Below are 17,405 nucleotides of genomic sequence, written 5' to 3'. Positions count from 1 at the left end.
CGACCTGCGGTGGCAGCGGATGGCGATCCCCGACGGAGACAGAGCCTGGTTCTTCTCCCCCACCTGGTCGCGCTGGGACGTCTTCACCAACTCCACACCCCGGAAGGAGTCCCGGGCCCGTATCCCCCTCCGGCTGGGCCAGCTCGCGCGGACCAACCAGCCCGCACCTGAGCTCGGCGGCCCCGGTCTGACGCCGCTGTTCGCCGCCCGGCGAGGCAACACGCTCTATCCGGCGCCGCACTTCATCTCCGGAGACGGGCACAGCGAGTACATGCACCCGCTCCTGCTCGACGGGCAGCTGCCCTGGCCGGACGGAAAGACCGTCATCAGCACGCTCACCCGCGACGGCACCGAGGTCCCGGCCCGCAAGGAAGGACCGATGACCGTCTACGACGTCCCCGAACCCTCTGCCCGCTATGACCTGCGCCTGGTCTACACATCCGACCTGCTCGACAAGGTCGACACCACCTGGGGCTTCACCTCAGGCAAGCCCACCAGCCAGAACGTGCCTGCCGGCTATATCTGCGGAGACGGCAAGGCCGACTGCGCCGCGACCCCGGCCCTGCTCCTGGACTACGACATCCCGCTGGACCTGACGAACAAGGCCGCTTCAGGCGCGTTCACCATGACCGTCAGCGGCCACCACCAGCCGGGCGCCGCCGACCCGAACCTGTCCAGGCTCCAGGCGTCCATCTCCTACGACGAAGGAACGACCTGGCAGCAGATCACCACAACCAAGAAGAACGACAACTCATACACCGCCAACGCCACCCTGACCGCCGCGAAGACCGTGTCCCTGCGTTTCCAGGCCCAAGACGCCGACGGCAACACCGTCAACCAGACGTTCTACCAGGCCTTCAAGACGCGTAACTGACGTCAGACCCCCGGCCGGACCTCCCGGCCGGGGGTCACCCCTTCCAGGGTCTTCTTCAGGGCCAGGAGCCCGCGCCCCATGAAGTCGTCAACAAACCCAGCGACCTCATGGGGCAGGCAGTCAGTGATCCACACGAACCGCGCCTGCTCCCCCTCGGCAAAGACCTGCGCCGAAGCCATGTGGTGCGTGAACCCCATCGGCGACTCGCTCACCGAATAAGCAATACGCCGGGCCTCCTCATCGATCCCCACGAGCCGTTCCCGAGCCACCGCCCCGGTGAAGAACGTGACGATCCGGTCATCACCCTCCATGCGCGCGTCGGTCACGAACCCGACCGCGAGCTTCTCGTGCAGTGCCCCATAGTCCTTCAGCGCCTCCCAAACCACCTCGGGAGCCGCATCGACCAGGATTTCCTTGTGAATCGTCGCCATGCGGCGAATCATGCTCGGCCCGCTCCCAGCGGTCTTGAACTTTCTTGCGCATCCATGATCACCCTCGACGGTCAACTCGTTGGCGAGGTGCTATGAACAACCCGAGCCCGCCCACCCCCGCGTCCCAGACCACCAGCCCGAGATACGTCCGCGCCACAATCTCTCCGTCCGGCTTGCAGGCCCGTACGACATACGAGCTCGCTCAGCACCTGCCGCCCGTTGTAGTCGAGCACCGTGTCTCGGCTACAAACACCGCACATTAACCACGGGATACGAACTCGGCAGCAAGGTGAGCGAGCGGCAGAGCAACGCGCCAACGTGACCACTCGCCGACAAAAGACTTTGGCGCGCTTCGCGCGGGAAGTCCGGAACTAGGGCATTCCGACGAAAGCTCATGCCTCGGCGGTGGGAGTGGCATGGACGTGACTGGTGCGGTGAGACGCACGTCGACCCGCCCAGCGAAACAAGCGAACCGGCATCGATCGCCCCCTGGGCACGGCTAATCACCCGTCCGCGGGTCGCCGCAGAGTGGGGCACAAACTCCGCAGGGAGGGGGAGAACAACGCGCCAATGCACATCCGGTGGGGGCTTTGCCGCGCTCCGCACGGGGAAGGTGGTGCTGCTGCATCCCGTCAACGCTCACGCCCGCATTTGGCCAGACTGTTTGGTCGGCTGGTCACCAGCCGGGCGGAGTCACGAAGTCATACCTGAACTGCAGGCTGGCCGCCTTTAGTGGCTTCCCGTGCCGAGTCTGCTGAGTTCACCGCGTGAGGCGCTCCAGTGGGTGTCGAGCCGAGCCTGTTCGGCATGGACTACGTCTACGAGCAGGCGACCTGACACCGCACACTCCCGCCGCTCTGAGCACCTGCAGTGCCTGATCAGGCGCTGTTGTGATCACCGGTGTGCCAGGATCAGGGCGCCGCGTTCGGTGATCGCAAGTGGCGTCGTGTCCCGGCTCGCGGCATCGGTGGCGGTCTGGTGGGGTACTTGGCGTGCGATCAGGTAGTCGCGGACGGCGTGGTGGGGCGTCCCACCGTTGTCCCTGGACCGCGCCGAAGACGCAGGCGACGAGGTCCGGGGCCCGTTCGGCGTCGTAGGGCGTGGGTGCGCGGCGCCACACCTCGGCGAGTTCGGGGCTGTCGTCGCGAACGATGGCCGAGGCGATCAATACACCGCCCGGGGCAAGGACACGGCGGGCCTCCTCCAGTGCCGGTACCGGGTCGTCCAGGTGGTAGGGCAGGTTGATGGCCAGGGCGGCGTCGACCAGCCGTCCGGGGTGCCAGCGGCTTGGCGGTGGCCAGCAGCTGGTCGCGGCCGGCTCCGCGCAGCCCGTCGGCCGCCCCTTTGGTGTGGCTGGTCGCCCGGCTGCGGGTCACCGTGGGGCTGGGGTTCAGACTTGGCAGCGAGGCGAGCGGAGGGCAGGGCACCAACGTGACCGCATATCCGGTGGAGGAAGAAACAACTAGAGCGTGTCTGACAATGCTCTGGTCCAGGCGATCACGGCGTTTGAGGACGACGGCGCGATAGTGATGGCCTACTGGATGGACTTACAGCCCTGAGGAGGTTAGCAACACATCCTCCGATCGGACATCAGTTCTTCTTCAGCTCCTCGGCGAGCATCACGATGATGCCGCTGGGACCGCGGACGTAGGTGAGCTTGTAGATGTCCTCATAGGTGGCCACGCCGCGAAGCGGACGGCATCCGTGTTTCGCGGCTATCTCAAGGGCTTTGTCGATGTCGTCGACTGAGAAGGCGACGCGGTGCATGCCAATCTCGTTGGGACGAGTGGGGTTCGACTCGATCGCTTTGGGGTGGATGTACTCGAAGAGCTCAAGGCGACCATGACCGTCTGGCGTCTGGAGCATCGCAATGTTGGCGTGGTTGCCATCAAGGCCGACGGCAGTGTCGGTCCACTCGCCACTGACCGTGTCACGGCCGACGACTGTGAGACCGAGGTCTGTGAAAAAGGAGATCGCTGCTTCGAGGTCGCGAACGGTGATGCCGACGTTCTCAAGTTTGATGGCCATGTGTTGCATGCTAGCGAGCCGGGCCGATTAGCTCCGATGGCGATCGAACAAGCCCGTTGAGCAATCAGGAACCACGGTGGGTCTGACAACTGCCGGGTCCAGGCGATGACGGCGTTGAGGACGACGGCGGTAGACGGTGGCGTGCTTGCCGTATCGGGTCACGAGTCCTCGCCATTGCTTGATGTGGCAGTAGCGGCGTTCGATCACGTTGCGATTCCGGTGGTCGGCGGCGTCGAGCGTGACCGGGCGGCCTCCGCGTGATCCGCGGCGTTTTGCGGGCTCATCCCAATCCAGGGTGTAGCCGGGGTCTGAAGCCGCCGGTCTCGAGCAGCGATCTGGCGATGTAGTTGGTGATGTTGCGGAATCCGAGCGCGGAGGTGTTCGAATCGTCCGTTGATCGCCTTGGTCGGGCCGTTGGATGTGCCGGGCCGGTCGAAGTAGGCCAGCACGTCGTCGGCACGCTTCTTCAGCGTCCGGCCCAGCAGGGCGCCAACGTGACCGCATATCCGGTGGAGGAAGAAACTTGCCGCGCTGCGCGCGGGGACGCTGAGACTGCCGCGACCCGGCCATGCTCCTGGCCGCAGCGGCCTAAGGGCTGTGATCGGAGCATGGGCCACCCCCTTTTTGTGCGGCTGATTGCCCGGCTGCGGGTCACCGCTGGGGTTGGTTCAGACCGGCGGCGAGGTGAGCCGGGGGAGGAAGTCTGGGCGTCAAGGTGGCCGCGTGTCTGGGGGAAGAGCTTTTGTGGCGCTGTGCGCGGGGGGTGGCTGGTGCTGGTGTATCCCGGCCGGTGCTCACACCCGTGGCGGCCCAGGGCTGGCCGACGCGGTGGGTGGCCTGTCCCCTTGGGGGCTGGCGGTCACCTGGTCGGGGCTGCGGGCAGGGGGCGGGCGCCAGGGTGGGCGCCAAGGCTGCCGGACGCGGCTGCCGCCCATGGTGAACGGTTGGCCCGGGGTGGGGGCGTGCCTGTAGGCCCGGCGCTGGGGGTGCGCCGGGCTACTACAGGGCTGGGGTGTGGGGGTGGTCAGGCCGCGTGGTCGTGCCAGGGGTTGTCGGCCTGATCGACGGGTCTGCCGTGTCTGGATCTGGCGACCCCGTCAGGTGGCAGTGCCCGGTATCGGTAGCGGCCGTCGTCGGTGGTGGTGATGTGTATCTGGTGGGGGTGGGTGTGTTTCCAGCGGTTGTGCCAGCCGCAGCATAGGGCGAGTTTGTCGATGTCGGTGGGGCTGTTGCCCAGCGCCCACCCATCGACATGGTCGACCTCGCACAACAGCCCCGGCACCTCGCACCCCTGCACCGCACAGGTGTCATACAGGGTTTCCAGCACCCGGCGTTGCCCGGCGGTGGCGATCCGCACCGCATGCCCCAAATACAGCGGGACGTGGTCGGGGCTGAGGATCAGTGGGGAGATTCCGGCGTTGAGGGCGATGCGCCGCACCTGCGCCGCCGGGATCGGCGTGCCGTCACGCAGCCGCCCGGGGGTGTCGTCGCCGGTCAGGGTCTGCAGGTCGGCGATGACAGTGACCCGGGTGTCCCGGTGCCCACCAGACAGCACGGTGGATAGGGCGGCGGCGGTGCGTTCGGCCAGGTCGCGGCGGTCGTCGGTGCCCGCGGGTTTGGCGAGCGGCGCGAGGGTGCCGTCCAGGATGGCGGTGTCTTCGGGGTTGAGCCACCCGTGCAGGTAACAGCCGCCATCCAGCGACCGGCTGACGGTCATCCACGACCGCTGATACCCCCGCTGCGCGTCCTCGGGCGGCTGGTCGGTGCCGGTGAGTTCGGCGACCAGGTCATGCACTCTGCGGCCCAGCCGCGCCAGGTTCCGCGCCGACACCCCGCCAGCCACCGCCTCCAACAAAATGCCCTCGGCGGCGGCGCAGTCCTCATCGTTGAGGCGTTGTACGGCGTCGGCGATGGTGGCGGCATACCCATACGACAGGGCGCCGGTGGCCAGCTGCTGGTTCACCTGCTGCAGGCGGGGGAGTTGCCGGGCCAGGGTGAGGCGTTCTTGGGCGCGGCCCTCGCGCATGCCCAGCCGGCACCGCAACCACGCCTGGGTGGACGCCAACCCCCAGTGCTTGGGTTCGCCGGTCCGGTCCACCACCGCGATCAACCCGGCCAGCACCTGCTCGCCCTGATCCAGGGCGGTAGCGAACTGCTCGGCCAACTCCATGCAGGCGGTTCCGGAGTCGGGTGCCGACCGTTGCGCGAGTTGGGTGGTGATCGCGGCGGCCGCTTCCACCAATTCAGCGGTGGAAGCGGAATCTAGTCCCGCCACGATCGAATCCATGCTGTTATTCTATCGTCACCTTCGGTGATATCGCAAGGTGTTGAGTGCCGATTGCCGACGGTATCCGGCCACCTTTTTGCGCCGGGTGCGACAGGTGGCCGTCCTACGATTTCCGTTGATCAGGAGCGGCGAGCCGGGGAGGTTATGTCGAAGTCATTCGCCGGGATCAGCGTGTCCGTTTGTGGTCGTCTTTGTGGGTGGCTGGGATGGGGGTGTCGTCCCACGGTCGTTGTCGGTTGCGGACGGGTGGATCGGGGATTAAGTCGGCTGGTTTGGGTGGGTGGTTGAGCGGTGCCGAAATGACCGTTTGCGGGTTTGTGCGGCTTTGTTGTGTGTTGCGGTCACGTTGGTTGCGGTTGCGGGAGTCCAGCCATGCGCGAAGGGTGAGGGTGGGCCGCCGCCTGAGGTTGTGGCACATCCCGCGCTCCGCGCGGGCTAAAGGGTCGAACATCAGCCACCGCCAACCCGCACAACACCCATCAGCCGCGCCCGCCACCTCCCTTCTTGTCGCCGCAGCTTTTAGGCCTTCAGACCCGACCCACCCGACTGCCGGGCGGGCTGCGGAGCCAAAGGGGTGACCGCTGCCGCCAACCGCGCAGCGGCAAGAACTAGGCTCCCATCCGGAAACCGGTGCGTACGCACCTGCCGCGCCCGCCGCCTACCTTCTTGTCGCTGCGCTTTTAGGTCTTTAACCCCGCCTCACCCGCCTGCCGGGCGGGGCGCGAGCCAAAGGGGAGACCGCTGCCGCAACCGCGCAGCGGCACGAAGTAGCCTGCCGCCCGGAAACCTGTGCGTACGCACCCTGCCGTGCCCGCCGCCTGCCTTCTTGTCGCCGCGCTTTTAGACCTTCAGTCCCCCCCCGCCCCACCCGCTGGCCGGGCGGCGTGCGGAGCTAAAGGGGTGACCGCTGCCGCCAACCGCGAAGCGGCACGAAATAACCTGCCGCCCGGAACCCTGCGCGAACGCACCCTGCCGTCCCCGCCCACTACCTTCTTGTCGCCGCCGCTTTTAAGTCTCAACCCCAAACCGACCGGCTGCCGGGCGGCGTGCGGAGCCAAAGGGGTGACCGCTGCCGCCAACCGCGAAGCGGCACAGCAGTAACCGCAGATGCGCAAACCGGCAGACAGATGCAAGCCCCAAGCGCCCGGCAACCTTCGTTCTTCGCCGCCGAAGTTTGAAGCTAAGCCGCGCTAATCCGCAGTCGGGTGACCGCTCCAGCCAAAAGGGCAACCGTTGCCGAAAGGGTTCCAAAAGGGGCGACCGCCACCGCCACTGCTCACCTGAACCTGTTAGCGCGTAGCTTCCGGCGACACCCCTTCCCGCATGACTAGAGGGCCGCGCGAGCCGTTGCTTTGGAGCGGATTTGAAGCCGATTCGGAAACAGATCCAGCGCCCGTTCTAGGGTCTCCGGCTACCGGGCCACGACATCGCAGTCCGGCTGATTCCTGCTTCCTGACCTCCCGCACTTCTCCGCCGTAGTCAGCCAGCCCGTTTTACTGCCGGTGCCGTCGTCTCCATCCTCATCACCCCCACAGCTCGGCAAACAGCGACGACTGATTCCCACGTCCTCAGCGAACTGGGCCAGGAATCTCGCAGTGTCTCGACTTCAGCGACACGAGACGGCCGGGAAGGACGGGCTTTGCGGTCGGAGACGGCGGCGGGCGCGGTGCTGGTTGATGTGTGTTGTCAGGAGGTGAACTGGACCTCTGTGTAGTGCGGGGATGGGCCGTCCAGCAGAGGGGTGTGCCGGTGGCGTAGGTAGCAGTCGAAGTAGGCGTTGACGTAGGCGCGGACTACTGCGGCCGCGCGTTGCCCGTTGATCGCGCCGGCCGCTTTGACGACTTGGTTGGGCGGGATGCCGAGTATGGGTGCTGCCTGGGGAAGCAGCATGGCGAAGTCGAGGAAGGCATTGTGGGCAGCCCCGGTGAGCTTGAGCTGCAGCTTCGGGCCGCGATGGTTGGTCCAGAAGGTCGCCCAGCTGGCATCCCTTCCGCGGTCTTGTTCGTCCCTGCCCAATAGCAGGAGTGGGCGGTCGGAGCCGGCAATGGCGGAGGGTGTCCAGAGGGTTCCGTCCAGGTTGATTCCGGCGGCGAGGCGAGAGTCGTCGTGCAGGACCGCGGCGGTGGTGGAGCCTCCGTCGGAGTGGCCGAGCATTCCGACGTGTGCCAGGTCGAACGCGCCGGGCAGGCCACGCGGCAATGGCCGGTGTTCGGCGTTGTGTCCGCGGTTGATCTCGATGAGCTGATCGAGGACGAACCGGGTGTCGGCCACGCGCGCGTTGACGGATTTGGTGGTCACCTCGAGCTCGTTGTCATCGGTGAGTTCGGGGGTGGCGGAGTGTTCCAGGTGCCCATCGGGGAACTCGACGACGAGCGAGTCGTGAGTGTGGTCGATGGTGACCACGATGTAGCCGTGGCTGGCGAGGTCGGCGACGAGAGCAGTGGCCTCAGTGCGCGGCCCACCCAAGCCGTGGGAGTACAGCAGCACGGGCCACCCACCCTGGCGCCGCTTTACCGGAGCGCCGCGGTGCCCGGCGGTCGTCGGCCAGTTGAAAACGGGGAGACGGGCCACCTGTTCGTAGGCACGTGCCGTAGCAGGCGTCATCCACGGCGCTTGGGGATAGCCGCGGATAGTGGCGGCTGGGTACCAAATCTGGATCATGAGCTGCCGGATCGGCTGGTCGGGTACCCAGGGGTCGGCGCGGGACCGGTCGATGAGGTGCAGTGACATGGTGCCGACTCGCTCGTTGCCGGTCGGGGCGGGCAGCGTGAACCGAACCGACGGTGAGACCGCGGTCATGGGTGTGCCCATGCCCGACACCGGCTGACACTGGTCAGTGCCGCGGGCCGCGGCGGCCGAAGGAGTCGTCGATACAGCCGAGCGATCATGGCTTTCCCTCCGGGGGCAGCGCACATGTGTTCGAGCGCTGCCCGCTCGCGCGAGTGCGCCCACGTTCATACAACCGATGGCGCCCGGCTAGCACACTGGGGCTGACCCGCCTATTCCCGGTGAGGCGGGGGGCTGCTTCAGCAACGATTACGGCACTACTCGTTGATCGCGGTCAATGTGGAGGCCTCATTGCGCACGGCGAGTTGTCGTTCCGGCGACCTGCTGGCGCTTGGGCCGCCTCCCGCCGCAGCCGGTGGTGCCCTGGTCGGCCGGTTTCGGAAGGATGCAAGCGAGACCGTGCAGATGAACGGCGCGGAGGGGTAGGCCTAATGAGCATGTAGGCCCGGCCCCGTGGTCGTGGTGGAGACCTCGGGGCCGCCTCTTGTGTAAGCCGGGGTAGCTGAGTTCCGGTCTCCGAATCCGCCGTCGTGGTCCTCGGCGTCCGGGTTGGTAGCCCAGTCTCTCCCAGCAGTAGTCAACCCAAGCATCGCCGAACCTCTCGTCCGGACGAAGCCCCCGTTCATCGCCGTCATCGAGATCGGGCAGAACGCGAAAATCGAACATCTTCAAGATCGGATCGTTGGCCTCCACCACGAGGGACGGCAGGGTGATGATGGGAGCGGCGTTCAGCGGTCGCCCGTCGAGAAGCTGCGCCGGCTGCCGGGGCTCGACCTCGATCGCGCGTGCTGGATCCGCCAGGACGATCTGGCATTCATCTGGCTGAAAACGGGACGCGTTGACCAAGCCAAGCCTCGTAGGCAACTGGTTGCCCAGCCAAGGCGCGAACTCCCCCGACAACACTCTTGTGTGCGCCTCTGACCGAATATCCCTACGACCGGCCGCCGAACTGCCAGTTGTGGACCTCGATGTCGGCGTACCGGTCCAGGGTGAGGACGGCGCGTGCCGTGTCCGCGTCCGGTGCCCGCACCAGTGCCGCCGTACCCAGCCAGGTGGTGCCGTCGTCGGCCAGCAGGGGCCCGTACGCGATCAGTTCGTCCTGGCCGGGCGGCACGGCGAGATCGGCGGCCTCCCCCGAGCCGAGGCCGAGCACCAGGTACCGGCTGCCGTCAGTCGGGCCACCGGGGAAATCCCACATTGTGCGCCCCAACGTGTTGCGCCACCGGCGCAGCAGCACGTCCCTGTAAACGCCGGCCTTGTAGTTCGGCTCATCAAAGGCGAACGCGCGGGCGGCGGCGGTATCCGGCAGGTCGACGATGTGCACGCTGCCGGTCGCCGTATCGCCGTCGTCGGCCATGGTCGGGCCACGTGCGATCATCCCGGCTGCGTACCCGTCCATGTAGGACCAGTGCTCTTCCAGCAACTCGTCTCGCAACGCCATGGAGCCGGGCCGATCACGGTGATAGCAGAAGAATTCCACGCCCAGAGTCCTACCAGGCGCGCCACTCGTCTGTGATCTCGTGGCGCCCGAGACCACGGCGCGTAGCCAGTGCGTCGACATCGATTCCGGCGCCGGCAAGCGACTCCTCAATGTATTTGCACAACTGCTCGCGTTCGTCGGTTTCGTAGGCTGCGCCGTCGTACTGGTCGTTGACCCTGTTGAGCTCAAGCACCACATGCTGGATGGCCTTGAAGATGTTCTCGTCGGAGGGACTTTTCAGCGCCGCCAGTTCGCTCTCGAAGAGCAGTAGCACCTCGTCGGTCCGGGCCAGCATGGACTCAGGAAACAGCTCCGCCGCGAACGCACACTCGGCATCGAGTTCTCCTGACGCGACCTGCCGGGCTTCCTCTACGACGGACTGCCGCCAGGAATCAGTGGGACGAACCGCCATGCCCGGGACATTAGCGGCCGCCCTGATCTACGATCCAGCGATTGGGGAATGCACTTCGATCACGTCAGGGGATGGTGGCCTTGCTGGTCAGGGACGTTCGCAGGTGAGGCGGTTTCTTACCCGCTTCCGGGACGAGAGCGTTTGCGTCTATGACGTGGGCGTGGCGTCCGCGGGGGCGCTTGAGCCTGTGGCGCGCATTGAGGTCCAGTCGGGCGACGAGGTGACTGGGCATGCCGTTGCTCCGGATCTGAGCCGTGTCGTATACGCCACGCAGCATGCGGTGGTGTGCATCGGTCGTGATGGTGGCGAGCTGTGGCGGTACGACTTGCTTCCGCGTTCGAACGAGAAGTACGGGCACTGGCCGGGCTGTGAGTTCTCTCTTGATGGCAAGACCGTGTGGGTCTTCCGGCCCGATGCCATGGCCAACCGCGCCAACCAGGACCAGTGGGTCGTTCTCAGCGCGGATTCGGGTGCGGTCGTCGCGCAGGCCGAGGTGGGCACGGTTGGCCATGGGGGTCAGCACCGTCGGCATCCCAACGGGGTGGACATCTTGTTGGATGTGGGCGAGGGCCAGGACGGCGTTAATCTTTTCCGGGGCGTGCTCGCGGGTGACCGCTTGGAGCTGTTCAAATATCCGTGGAGTGACCGCTGCCTCATCGATCTCGCCCCGGACGGCCGCCAGTTCATGACGGTTTACCACGACCAGTCTGATGTCGCTTTCCACACTTACCCGGGTGGCGAGGTGGTCCTGCAGCTGTCCATGGAGGTCTTCGGGCATGAGCCCCACGATGCCTTCTTTGAATGGAGCGGCGGTTATCTGGACGCCGATACCGCGATCGTCACCATTGGGGGCGAAACCGAGGACGAGGAGGAGTGGCACCGCCACTATCGAGTCGACCTACGGACGGGCGGGGTGTCGGGGGACTTTGACGCTCGTTCGGAGAGCGCCTACGACATCGAGCCTCTGGGCGATGGCACCTGGCTGACCTCGGGATCCGACGGCCATCCTGTCCGTTGGACACGCTAGGTCGCCACTCATTCCCGACGTGTTGCTGCTCATTCCCGACGGGGTTGCCGCTCATTCCCGACGTGTTGCCGCTCCTTCCCGACGAGCTCGTCGGCGTCGGCTCCCTCGCCACCTGCCGCATGCTCAACCACGAGGACGTGCAAACGTGGGTCACGCAGGGCCAAACCAGCAAATGAGGGCCGCGCGGAGGGTCTCCGGATCCTCTCCGCTCCACGCGACGTAGCCGTCCGGGCGAATGAGGACCGCAGCGGCGCTCTCCACGTTGGTGACGGCAGTCATCACGTCCACGCGAGCCGCCCAGGCGTGGGCAGTCTCGCGCAGGACAGGGCTGTCAGTGAGGTCGAGGAGTACGGGGCGGCCGGCGTGCAGTAGCTCGACCAGGCGGATGGCGCCTTGGCCGTTCTTCAGTTCCATGTCGGGCGCGAGCCGTCCCGCGAGCGGGTCGTCCGGGCGCCCGACGTCGTAGACGATGTCCAGACCGCTGATCATGCCGCCGAGATACTCGTTCACCTGGTCGAGGTGCATGAGCTCGGTGAAGAGCTCGCGCAGCGGGGTTACGGCAGGGTCGGGGTTCATGAGGGCCACCTGGGCGCGTGTGTTCCAGAGAACGCGTGCGCCTACCGGATGGCGTTCGGAGTGGTAGGTGTCCAGGAGGTCGTGCGGGGCTTGGCCCTGGACGGTCGCGGCGAGCTTCCAGCCCAGGTTGACCGCGTCCTGCATGCCGGTGTTGACGCCCTGGCCTCCCGCCGGGAAGTGCACGTGAGCGGCATCGCCCGCCAGTAGCACTCGCCCCTTGCGGTACGTCTCCGCTTGGAGGGCCGCGTCGCCGAACCGTGTCAACCATTGCGGCTGGTCCATCCGAATGGGCATGCCCGCGATGTACTCGATCTTCTCGCGCAACTCGTCCAGGGTGACGGGCGCGCGGCGGTCCGGATGGGGCGTCCGGAAGTCGTACGTGAACACGCGGCTGAGGCCATGCGGATTCACCATCAGCATGGCCCAGCCACGCGGCGTACGATGCCAGCCCGGCGGGACGTCGTACGGATCGAGCAGCCGGACGTCGCCCATCAGCGCGGCCACGGTCGCACCGCTTCCCACGAAGGGGATGCCCGCGAGCTTGCGCACCGCACTGCGCGCGCCGTCCGTTCCGACGGCGTACGAGACGTTCAGGTCGTACGGGCCGTCCGGTCCTTCGACCAGGAGCGTGACGTGACGACCGTGATCCGCCAGGCCGGTCACCTCGTGGCCGCGCCGGATCTCCGCTCCGCGGTACGCCGCGTGCTCGGCGAAGACATGCTCCGCCCACGCCTGCGGAGCCCCCACGATGGCCGGGCCCTCCAGGTCGAGCTTGGCGAGATCGAGGTCGAAGAGCCCGGCGAAGTGGAACGGCACCGGCCCGCGCGGCGCGTGCCGGGCGAGGCGTGTGCCGCGGAAGCCGCCCACGTCGTCAAGCAGGCCGCGCCGGTCCAGGGTCTGCGCCGTGCGAGCGTGCAGGGTGCCCGCCTTGGACTGGAACGTGCGCTCCGGCAGCCGTTCCAGCACGACGGGCCGTACACCCTGCAGGGTGAGCTCGTACGCGAGCAGCATGCCCACCGGTCCGCCGCCGACTACGGCCACCTCGAAATCCACGTTTGGTCTCCCTGTCAGCCTTGGAGGTCGGCCCTGGACGTCAGCCCTGGACGTCAGCCTTGGACGTCAGCCCTGGACGTCAGCCTTGGACGTCAGCCCTGGACGTCAGCCTTGGACGTCAGCCTTGGACGTCAGCCCTGGAATCTCAGTCGTCGATGAGGACGGGTTCGGGGGCGAGGGGCGCGCGGTTCCGCTCGGGCTCGCGCGCATGCTTCTTCAGGCCGAGGGTGATGAGCGCGCCGAGCAGGATGCCCGCGGCCGCCACGTACGTCGCCGTCTGGATCCCGCCGGCGAGCTCGACGCGCAGCGCCTCGCCGCTGAGCCCGTTCAAGCCCGAGTTGGTGAGCGCGACGAGGACCGCGAGGCCGACGGCGCCGCCGACCTGCTGGGCGGTGGAGGCCATCCCGGAGGCGACGCCCTGCTCACCCGCGTCGACGCCGGACGCCGCCGCGATCCACATGCCGGTCCACGTGACTCCCTGCCCGAGTCCGGAGATGAGGATCCCGGGCAGCAGCGCGGCGTACGATCCGTCCGCGGTGATGCCGTACGCGATCAGCGCGGTTCCCGGGGCGCCCACGAGCAGCCCGCCGAGCAGGGTCGCGCGCAGCCCGATCCGGCCGACCAGGCGTTCTCCGACCTGTGTGCCCGCCGCGATCGCGAGCGACGGCACCAGGAACGCCAGGCCGGTGGCGAGCGGGCTGTAGGCGTGCACGCTCTGCAGGTAGATGGTCAGGAAGTAGGGCAGCGCGCCGAACGTGCCCATGAAGGTGAACGTGATCGCCATCCCCGCGCTCAGGCTGCGGTTGGTGAACAGCCGCAGCGGCATCAGCGGATCCTCGGCCCGCCCCTCGATCCATCCGAACACCGCGAGCAGCACAGCGGCTGCACCGAACGCGGCGAGGATCTCCGGCGCGGTCCAGCCGGCCTCGGGGCCCTGGACCAAGGCGAACACGAACAACGTCACACCGGCCGTCACGGTCAGCGCGCCGGGCAGGTCGAAGCCGCGCCCCCGCTCGCGCCGCCCATCACGAGCGAGGAGGACGAAGGCGAGCAGCGCCGCGACGCCCGCCAGCGGCACGTTGACGTAGAAGACCGACTCCCAGCCGAACGCGTCGGTCAGCACCCCGCCGAGCAGGGAGCCCAGCGACAACCCGCTGGCCCCGGCCCCGCCCCAGATCGCCAGCGCGCGGTTGCGCTCGCGGCCCTCGGTGAACGTGGTGTTGATCAGTGACAGCGTGGCCGGGAAGAGCAGGGCACCGCCGAGCCCCTGCACGGCACGGGCGGCGATCAGCAACCCCGGCCCCTCGGCCAGCCCACCGGCCAGCGAAGACACCGCGTAGAGCGACAGGGCCAGGGCGAACATGCGGCGGCGGCCCAGCAGGTCGGAGGCACGCCCGCCCAGCAGCAGGAAGCCGCCGAAGACCACCGCGTAAGCGCTGACGACCCACTGCAGGCCCTGGTCGGAGAAGCTCAGCTCCCGGCCGATCTCCGGCAACGCCACGTACACGATGTTGAAGTCCAGGGCGATGATGAGCTGGGCGAACGCCAGAAGCGCCAAGGCCCAGCCCGTGCGGCGCGAAGGCGCTGCGGGCATGAGGAATCCCCCTCGATACGATTGTCCGGGAAGGTCGAACAGTTTGAACCTACGAGACTTTCGTACAATTCGAATGAGAAGTCAACCGACAGTACGACTATCCCGTACAGTGGTACACATGGCCGCACTCCTGCATCCCGCGCGAGACGAGATCCAGCTCGTGGACGTGATGCACGCCCTCGGCCACCCGCTCCGGCACAGGATCGTTCAGGAGATCGCCTCGGGTGAGGAGACGTGGTGCGGCAACATCGACGTAGGCGCGCCCAAGTCGACGCTCACAGGGCACTGGCGCGTACTACGCGAGTGCGGGGTCATCTTCCAGCGCCCCGAAGGCCGCAACCTCTACATCACCCTGCGCCGCGACGACCTGGAAGCACGCTTCCCCGGCCTGCTGAACCTGGTCCTCAGCGACAAGTGACAGCGCCCGCCATGGGCGCTCTTCGCCGACCGTCACGCCCCTTCGCACGACCATCACGCCTCTTCGTGCATCCGTCATACCTCTTCGTACGACAGTCACGACTCTTCGTGCAGGAGCAGGAGGGCGTAGGCGGCGACCGTCGAGTCGTCGGTGATGAGGCCGTCCCGCACAAGACGCTTGAACTCCTCGCGGGTGACGAAGCGCTGGCGCATGTCCTGCTCCTCGAGCTCCCGGTCGGGCTCGCCCTGCGTGAGGCCGGTGGCCAGGAAGACATGGAAGCCCTGGTTGCTGGTGCCATGCGAGCCGTGCAGGTAACCGAGCCGAGTCAGGGACGCGGCGCGCAGACCGGTCTCCTCCGCCAGCTCGTGCCGGGCGAGCTCCTCCGGATCGTCGGCCACCTTGCGGTCCGGATACGAACCCTGTGGGAAGTTCCACATCCGGCGTCCGATCGGATAGCGGTACTCTTCGACCAGATGGAAACCGTCACCTTCGGCGGGTATGACGAGCGCGAAGTCGGCCTTGTCGACGATCCCGTAGATGCCGCGCGAGCCGTCGAGGCGTTCGACCTCGTCCTCGCGTACGGTCATCCAGCGATTTTCGTACACGACGCGCGAGGACAACTGCCTGATCGTCTGCTCGTCTGCCATGCCGAAACCCTAGCGACACCTATCCATGGTTGAATCCACGCCTATGTGGCCGTCGTCACAAATCCCTCGTCCGTGGCTGCGCTGGTACGAGCCCGGTGTCCCAACCGAGCTCGATATCCCGGACATCCCGGTCACCCGGCTGCTGGACGACGCGGCCCAACGGCGGCCGCGCAACACCGCGCTGATCTTCTTCGGCCGGCGCATCCGTTACCGGCAGCTGCGCACGGCGGTCAACCGGTTCGCGGCGGGGCTGCACCGGCTCGGCGTCCAGCCCGGCGACCGGGTCGCGCTCATCCTGCCCAACTGCCCGCAGTTCGTGATCGCGTTCTTCGGCACGCTGCGGCGCGGAGCCATCCCGGTGCCGCACAACCCGCTCTACACCGAAGAGGAGATGCGGCACCAGCTCGCGGACTGCGAGGCCCGGGTCGCCGTCGTCCTGGACCGTTCCTATGCCACCCTCGACGCGATCGGCGACAAGGTCTCCGTGGAGCACGTCGTCGTCACCTCCCTCCTCGACTTCCTCCCGCCACTGAAGCGGCTGCTGCTCCGGCTGCCGCTCGTGCAGATGCAGCGGCGGCGGGCCAGGCTCACCACCGAGGTGCCGACCGACGCCGGGCTTCTGCGGTTCACCGAGATGCAGCGTCCCTCACAACGCCGCGTACGGCAGTACCGGCTCGACCCCGCCAAGCACCTCGCCGCCATCCAGTACACGGGCGGCACCGGCGGGGAGCACAAGGGCGCCATGCTCACCCACCGCAACTTCATCGCGAACGCCAACCAGCAGCTGGCCTGGGACACGGCACATCGGGACGGCGGGGAGGTGACCCTGGCGGTCCTGCCGCTCTTCCACTCGTTCGGCCTGGTCATCTGCATGATCGCGCCGGTGGCGCGGGCAGGCACGGTGGTGCTGCTGCCGCGCTACAACAGCGACCAGGTGGTCAAGGCACTGCGCCGGCACCGGCCCACGATCTTCCCCGGGGTGCCGACGTTGTACGACAACGTGCTGGACAGCCCGCGGCTGGACCCCGGCGACCTCGACTCGGTGCGGATCTTCATCTCCGGCGGCAGCGAGCTCCCCCCGGCCACGGCCGACCGGCTGGAGGTGCTGGGCGGCGACCGGCTCATCCAGGCCTACGGGCTGACCGAGGCGTCACCCGCCGTGTTGGCCAACCCACTGGGCAGTGGTGCCCGCAACACCACCATGGGCGTCCCGCTGCCGATGACCGACGCGCTCATCGTCGACCCCGACGAGCCGACCAGGGTGCTGCCGTACGGCGAGCCGGGCGAGCTCGTGGTGCGCGGCCCGCAGGTCTTCGCCGGGTACTGGAACGCACCGCTCGCGACGGCGCAGGCGCTCTCCAAGGGCTGGCTCCGCACCGGCGACATCGCGGTCATGGACGAGATCGGCTTCGTCACGATCCTGGAACGCCGGCGCGACGTGATCAAGGTCAGCGGCTTCAGCGTCTTCCCGTCCGAGGTCGAGGAGGTGCTGCGCCGGCATCCCGCGGTCTTCGACTGCGCCGTCGTGAGCGCCCGCGACGAGCGCCGTGGTGAACGGGTCGTCGCGTACGTCGTCGAGCACCCCGCCTACCCGTTCTCGGCTGACGAGCTGCGCCGCCATTGTGAACGTTTCCTCAGCCACTACAAGGTCCCGACGGCCTTCATCCCCTGCACCGACCTGCCCCGCACCCTGCTCGGCAAGGTGCTCCGCCACGAGCTCCGCGAAGAGGCCTCCCCTCAGGAGCCACGGCCCTAGGGCGTGTCTCAAAGTCAGCTGCCCTCCTGCGCGAC

The 17,405-nt window shown here is 67.4% G+C and carries 14 protein-coding genes and 1 pseudogene; 4 read left to right on the top strand and 11 right to left on the bottom strand.

Features of this window, described 5'->3' with window-relative positions:
- Positions 1-19: 19 nt before the first annotated feature.
- Positions 20-874 carry a hypothetical protein gene (locus ACH34W_RS50970; protein WP_395968524.1) on the top strand — a complete coding sequence of 285 codons (855 nt, stop codon included), beginning with the start codon at positions 20-22 and terminating at the stop codon, positions 872-874.
- Positions 875-876: 2 nt separating this feature from the next.
- Here the strand turns inward: ACH34W_RS50970 and ACH34W_RS50965 are convergent, their stop codons facing one another.
- From ACH34W_RS50965 to ACH34W_RS50930, 8 genes and pseudogenes are all read right to left on the bottom strand, one after another.
- Positions 877-1,317, bottom strand: coding sequence for an SRPBCC family protein (locus ACH34W_RS50965; protein WP_395968523.1), 441 nt, complete (start codon positions 1,315-1,317; stop codon positions 877-879).
- A 748-nt stretch (positions 1,318-2,065) separates the two neighbouring features.
- Entirely contained in the window at positions 2,066-2,557 is a 492-nt protein-coding gene (locus tag ACH34W_RS50960) for a class I SAM-dependent methyltransferase (RefSeq protein WP_395968556.1), read from the bottom strand.
- A 338-nt stretch (positions 2,558-2,895) separates the two neighbouring features.
- Positions 2,896-3,333: a VOC family protein gene (locus ACH34W_RS50955; RefSeq protein WP_395968522.1), complete on the bottom strand. Its 438-nt coding sequence runs from the start codon at positions 3,331-3,333 to the stop codon at positions 2,896-2,898.
- A gap of 280 nt (positions 3,334-3,613) precedes the next feature.
- Positions 3,614-3,815: pseudogene (locus tag ACH34W_RS50950) on the bottom strand (transposase); the annotation flags it as partial.
- 542 nt (positions 3,816-4,357) lie between these two features.
- The gene (locus ACH34W_RS50945; RefSeq protein WP_395968521.1) at positions 4,358-5,620 is read right to left on the bottom strand and encodes a DUF222 domain-containing protein; all 1,263 of its coding nucleotides are present in this window, start codon (positions 5,618-5,620) and stop codon (positions 4,358-4,360) included.
- Positions 5,621-7,306: 1,686 nt separating this feature from the next.
- Complete coding sequence (locus tag ACH34W_RS50940; RefSeq protein ID WP_395968520.1) at positions 7,307-8,431, bottom strand: alpha/beta hydrolase family protein; 1,125 nt, start codon at positions 8,429-8,431, stop codon at positions 7,307-7,309.
- A 907-nt stretch (positions 8,432-9,338) separates the two neighbouring features.
- Positions 9,339-9,887 (bottom strand): YciI family protein, encoded by a 549-nt coding sequence (locus tag ACH34W_RS50935; RefSeq protein WP_395968519.1) that lies wholly within the window; start codon positions 9,885-9,887, stop codon positions 9,339-9,341.
- A 10-nt stretch (positions 9,888-9,897) separates the two neighbouring features.
- Positions 9,898-10,299: a hypothetical protein gene (locus ACH34W_RS50930; RefSeq protein ID WP_395968518.1), complete on the bottom strand. Its 402-nt coding sequence runs from the start codon at positions 10,297-10,299 to the stop codon at positions 9,898-9,900.
- A gap of 154 nt (positions 10,300-10,453) precedes the next feature.
- On the opposite strand from ACH34W_RS50930, the gene ACH34W_RS50925 reads away from it, so the two are divergent.
- A complete protein-coding gene (locus tag ACH34W_RS50925; protein ID WP_395968517.1) occupies positions 10,454-11,326 on the top strand; it encodes a hypothetical protein in 873 nt (290 codons plus the stop codon).
- A 150-nt stretch (positions 11,327-11,476) separates the two neighbouring features.
- Here the strand turns inward: ACH34W_RS50925 and ACH34W_RS50920 are convergent, their stop codons facing one another.
- Positions 11,477-12,955, bottom strand: coding sequence for an FAD-dependent monooxygenase (locus ACH34W_RS50920; protein WP_395968516.1), 1,479 nt, complete (start codon positions 12,953-12,955; stop codon positions 11,477-11,479).
- A gap of 145 nt (positions 12,956-13,100) precedes the next feature.
- Positions 13,101-14,549: an MFS transporter gene (locus ACH34W_RS50915; protein ID WP_395968515.1), complete on the bottom strand. Its 1,449-nt coding sequence runs from the start codon at positions 14,547-14,549 to the stop codon at positions 13,101-13,103.
- A 118-nt stretch (positions 14,550-14,667) separates the two neighbouring features.
- On the opposite strand from ACH34W_RS50915, the gene ACH34W_RS50910 reads away from it, so the two are divergent.
- Entirely contained in the window at positions 14,668-14,967 is a 300-nt protein-coding gene (locus ACH34W_RS50910) for an ArsR/SmtB family transcription factor (RefSeq protein WP_395968514.1), read from the top strand.
- A gap of 95 nt (positions 14,968-15,062) precedes the next feature.
- Here ACH34W_RS50910 and ACH34W_RS50905 read toward each other — a convergent pair whose 3' ends face one another.
- On the bottom strand, positions 15,063-15,614 hold the full coding sequence (locus tag ACH34W_RS50905) for an NUDIX domain-containing protein (protein ID WP_395968513.1): 552 nt from the start codon (positions 15,612-15,614) through the stop codon (positions 15,063-15,065).
- 43 nt (positions 15,615-15,657) lie between these two features.
- On the opposite strand from ACH34W_RS50905, the gene ACH34W_RS50900 reads away from it, so the two are divergent.
- Complete coding sequence (locus ACH34W_RS50900) at positions 15,658-17,370, top strand: AMP-binding protein (RefSeq protein ID WP_395968512.1); 1,713 nt, start codon at positions 15,658-15,660, stop codon at positions 17,368-17,370.
- The last annotated feature ends 35 nt before the right edge of the window (positions 17,371-17,405 follow it).

The sequence above is a fragment of the Actinomadura sp. 6N118 genome (assembly GCF_044326415.1).
In the GTDB taxonomy this organism is placed as follows: Bacteria; Actinomycetota; Actinomycetes; order Streptosporangiales; family Streptosporangiaceae; genus Spirillospora.
Note: the sequence above shows the minus strand (reverse complement) of the source record. Positions and strands in the feature narration are given on the sequence as shown.

Excerpts from the sequence above, each read along its gene's own strand:
- ACH34W_RS50970 (WP_395968524.1), top strand. The coding sequence starts at position 20 with ATGGCGATCCCCGACGGAGACAGAGCCTGGTTCTTCTCCCCCACCTGG.
- ACH34W_RS50965 (WP_395968523.1), bottom strand. The coding sequence starts at position 1,317 with ATGATTCGCCGCATGGCGACGATTCACAAGGAAATCCTGGTCGATGCG.
- ACH34W_RS50955 (WP_395968522.1), bottom strand. The coding sequence starts at position 3,333 with ATGGCCATCAAACTTGAGAACGTCGGCATCACCGTTCGCGACCTCGAA.
- ACH34W_RS50945 (WP_395968521.1), bottom strand. The coding sequence starts at position 5,620 with ATGGATTCGATCGTGGCGGGACTAGATTCCGCTTCCACCGCTGAATTG.
- ACH34W_RS50940 (WP_395968520.1), bottom strand. The coding sequence starts at position 8,431 with ATGGGCACACCCATGACCGCGGTCTCACCGTCGGTTCGGTTCACGCTG.
- ACH34W_RS50930 (WP_395968518.1), bottom strand. The coding sequence starts at position 10,299 with ATGGCGGTTCGTCCCACTGATTCCTGGCGGCAGTCCGTCGTAGAGGAA.
- ACH34W_RS50915 (WP_395968515.1), bottom strand. The coding sequence starts at position 14,549 with ATGCCCGCAGCGCCTTCGCGCCGCACGGGCTGGGCCTTGGCGCTTCTG.
- ACH34W_RS50910 (WP_395968514.1), top strand. The coding sequence starts at position 14,668 with ATGGCCGCACTCCTGCATCCCGCGCGAGACGAGATCCAGCTCGTGGAC.
- ACH34W_RS50905 (WP_395968513.1), bottom strand. The coding sequence starts at position 15,614 with ATGGCAGACGAGCAGACGATCAGGCAGTTGTCCTCGCGCGTCGTGTAC.
- ACH34W_RS50900 (WP_395968512.1), top strand. The coding sequence starts at position 15,658 with ATGTGGCCGTCGTCACAAATCCCTCGTCCGTGGCTGCGCTGGTACGAG.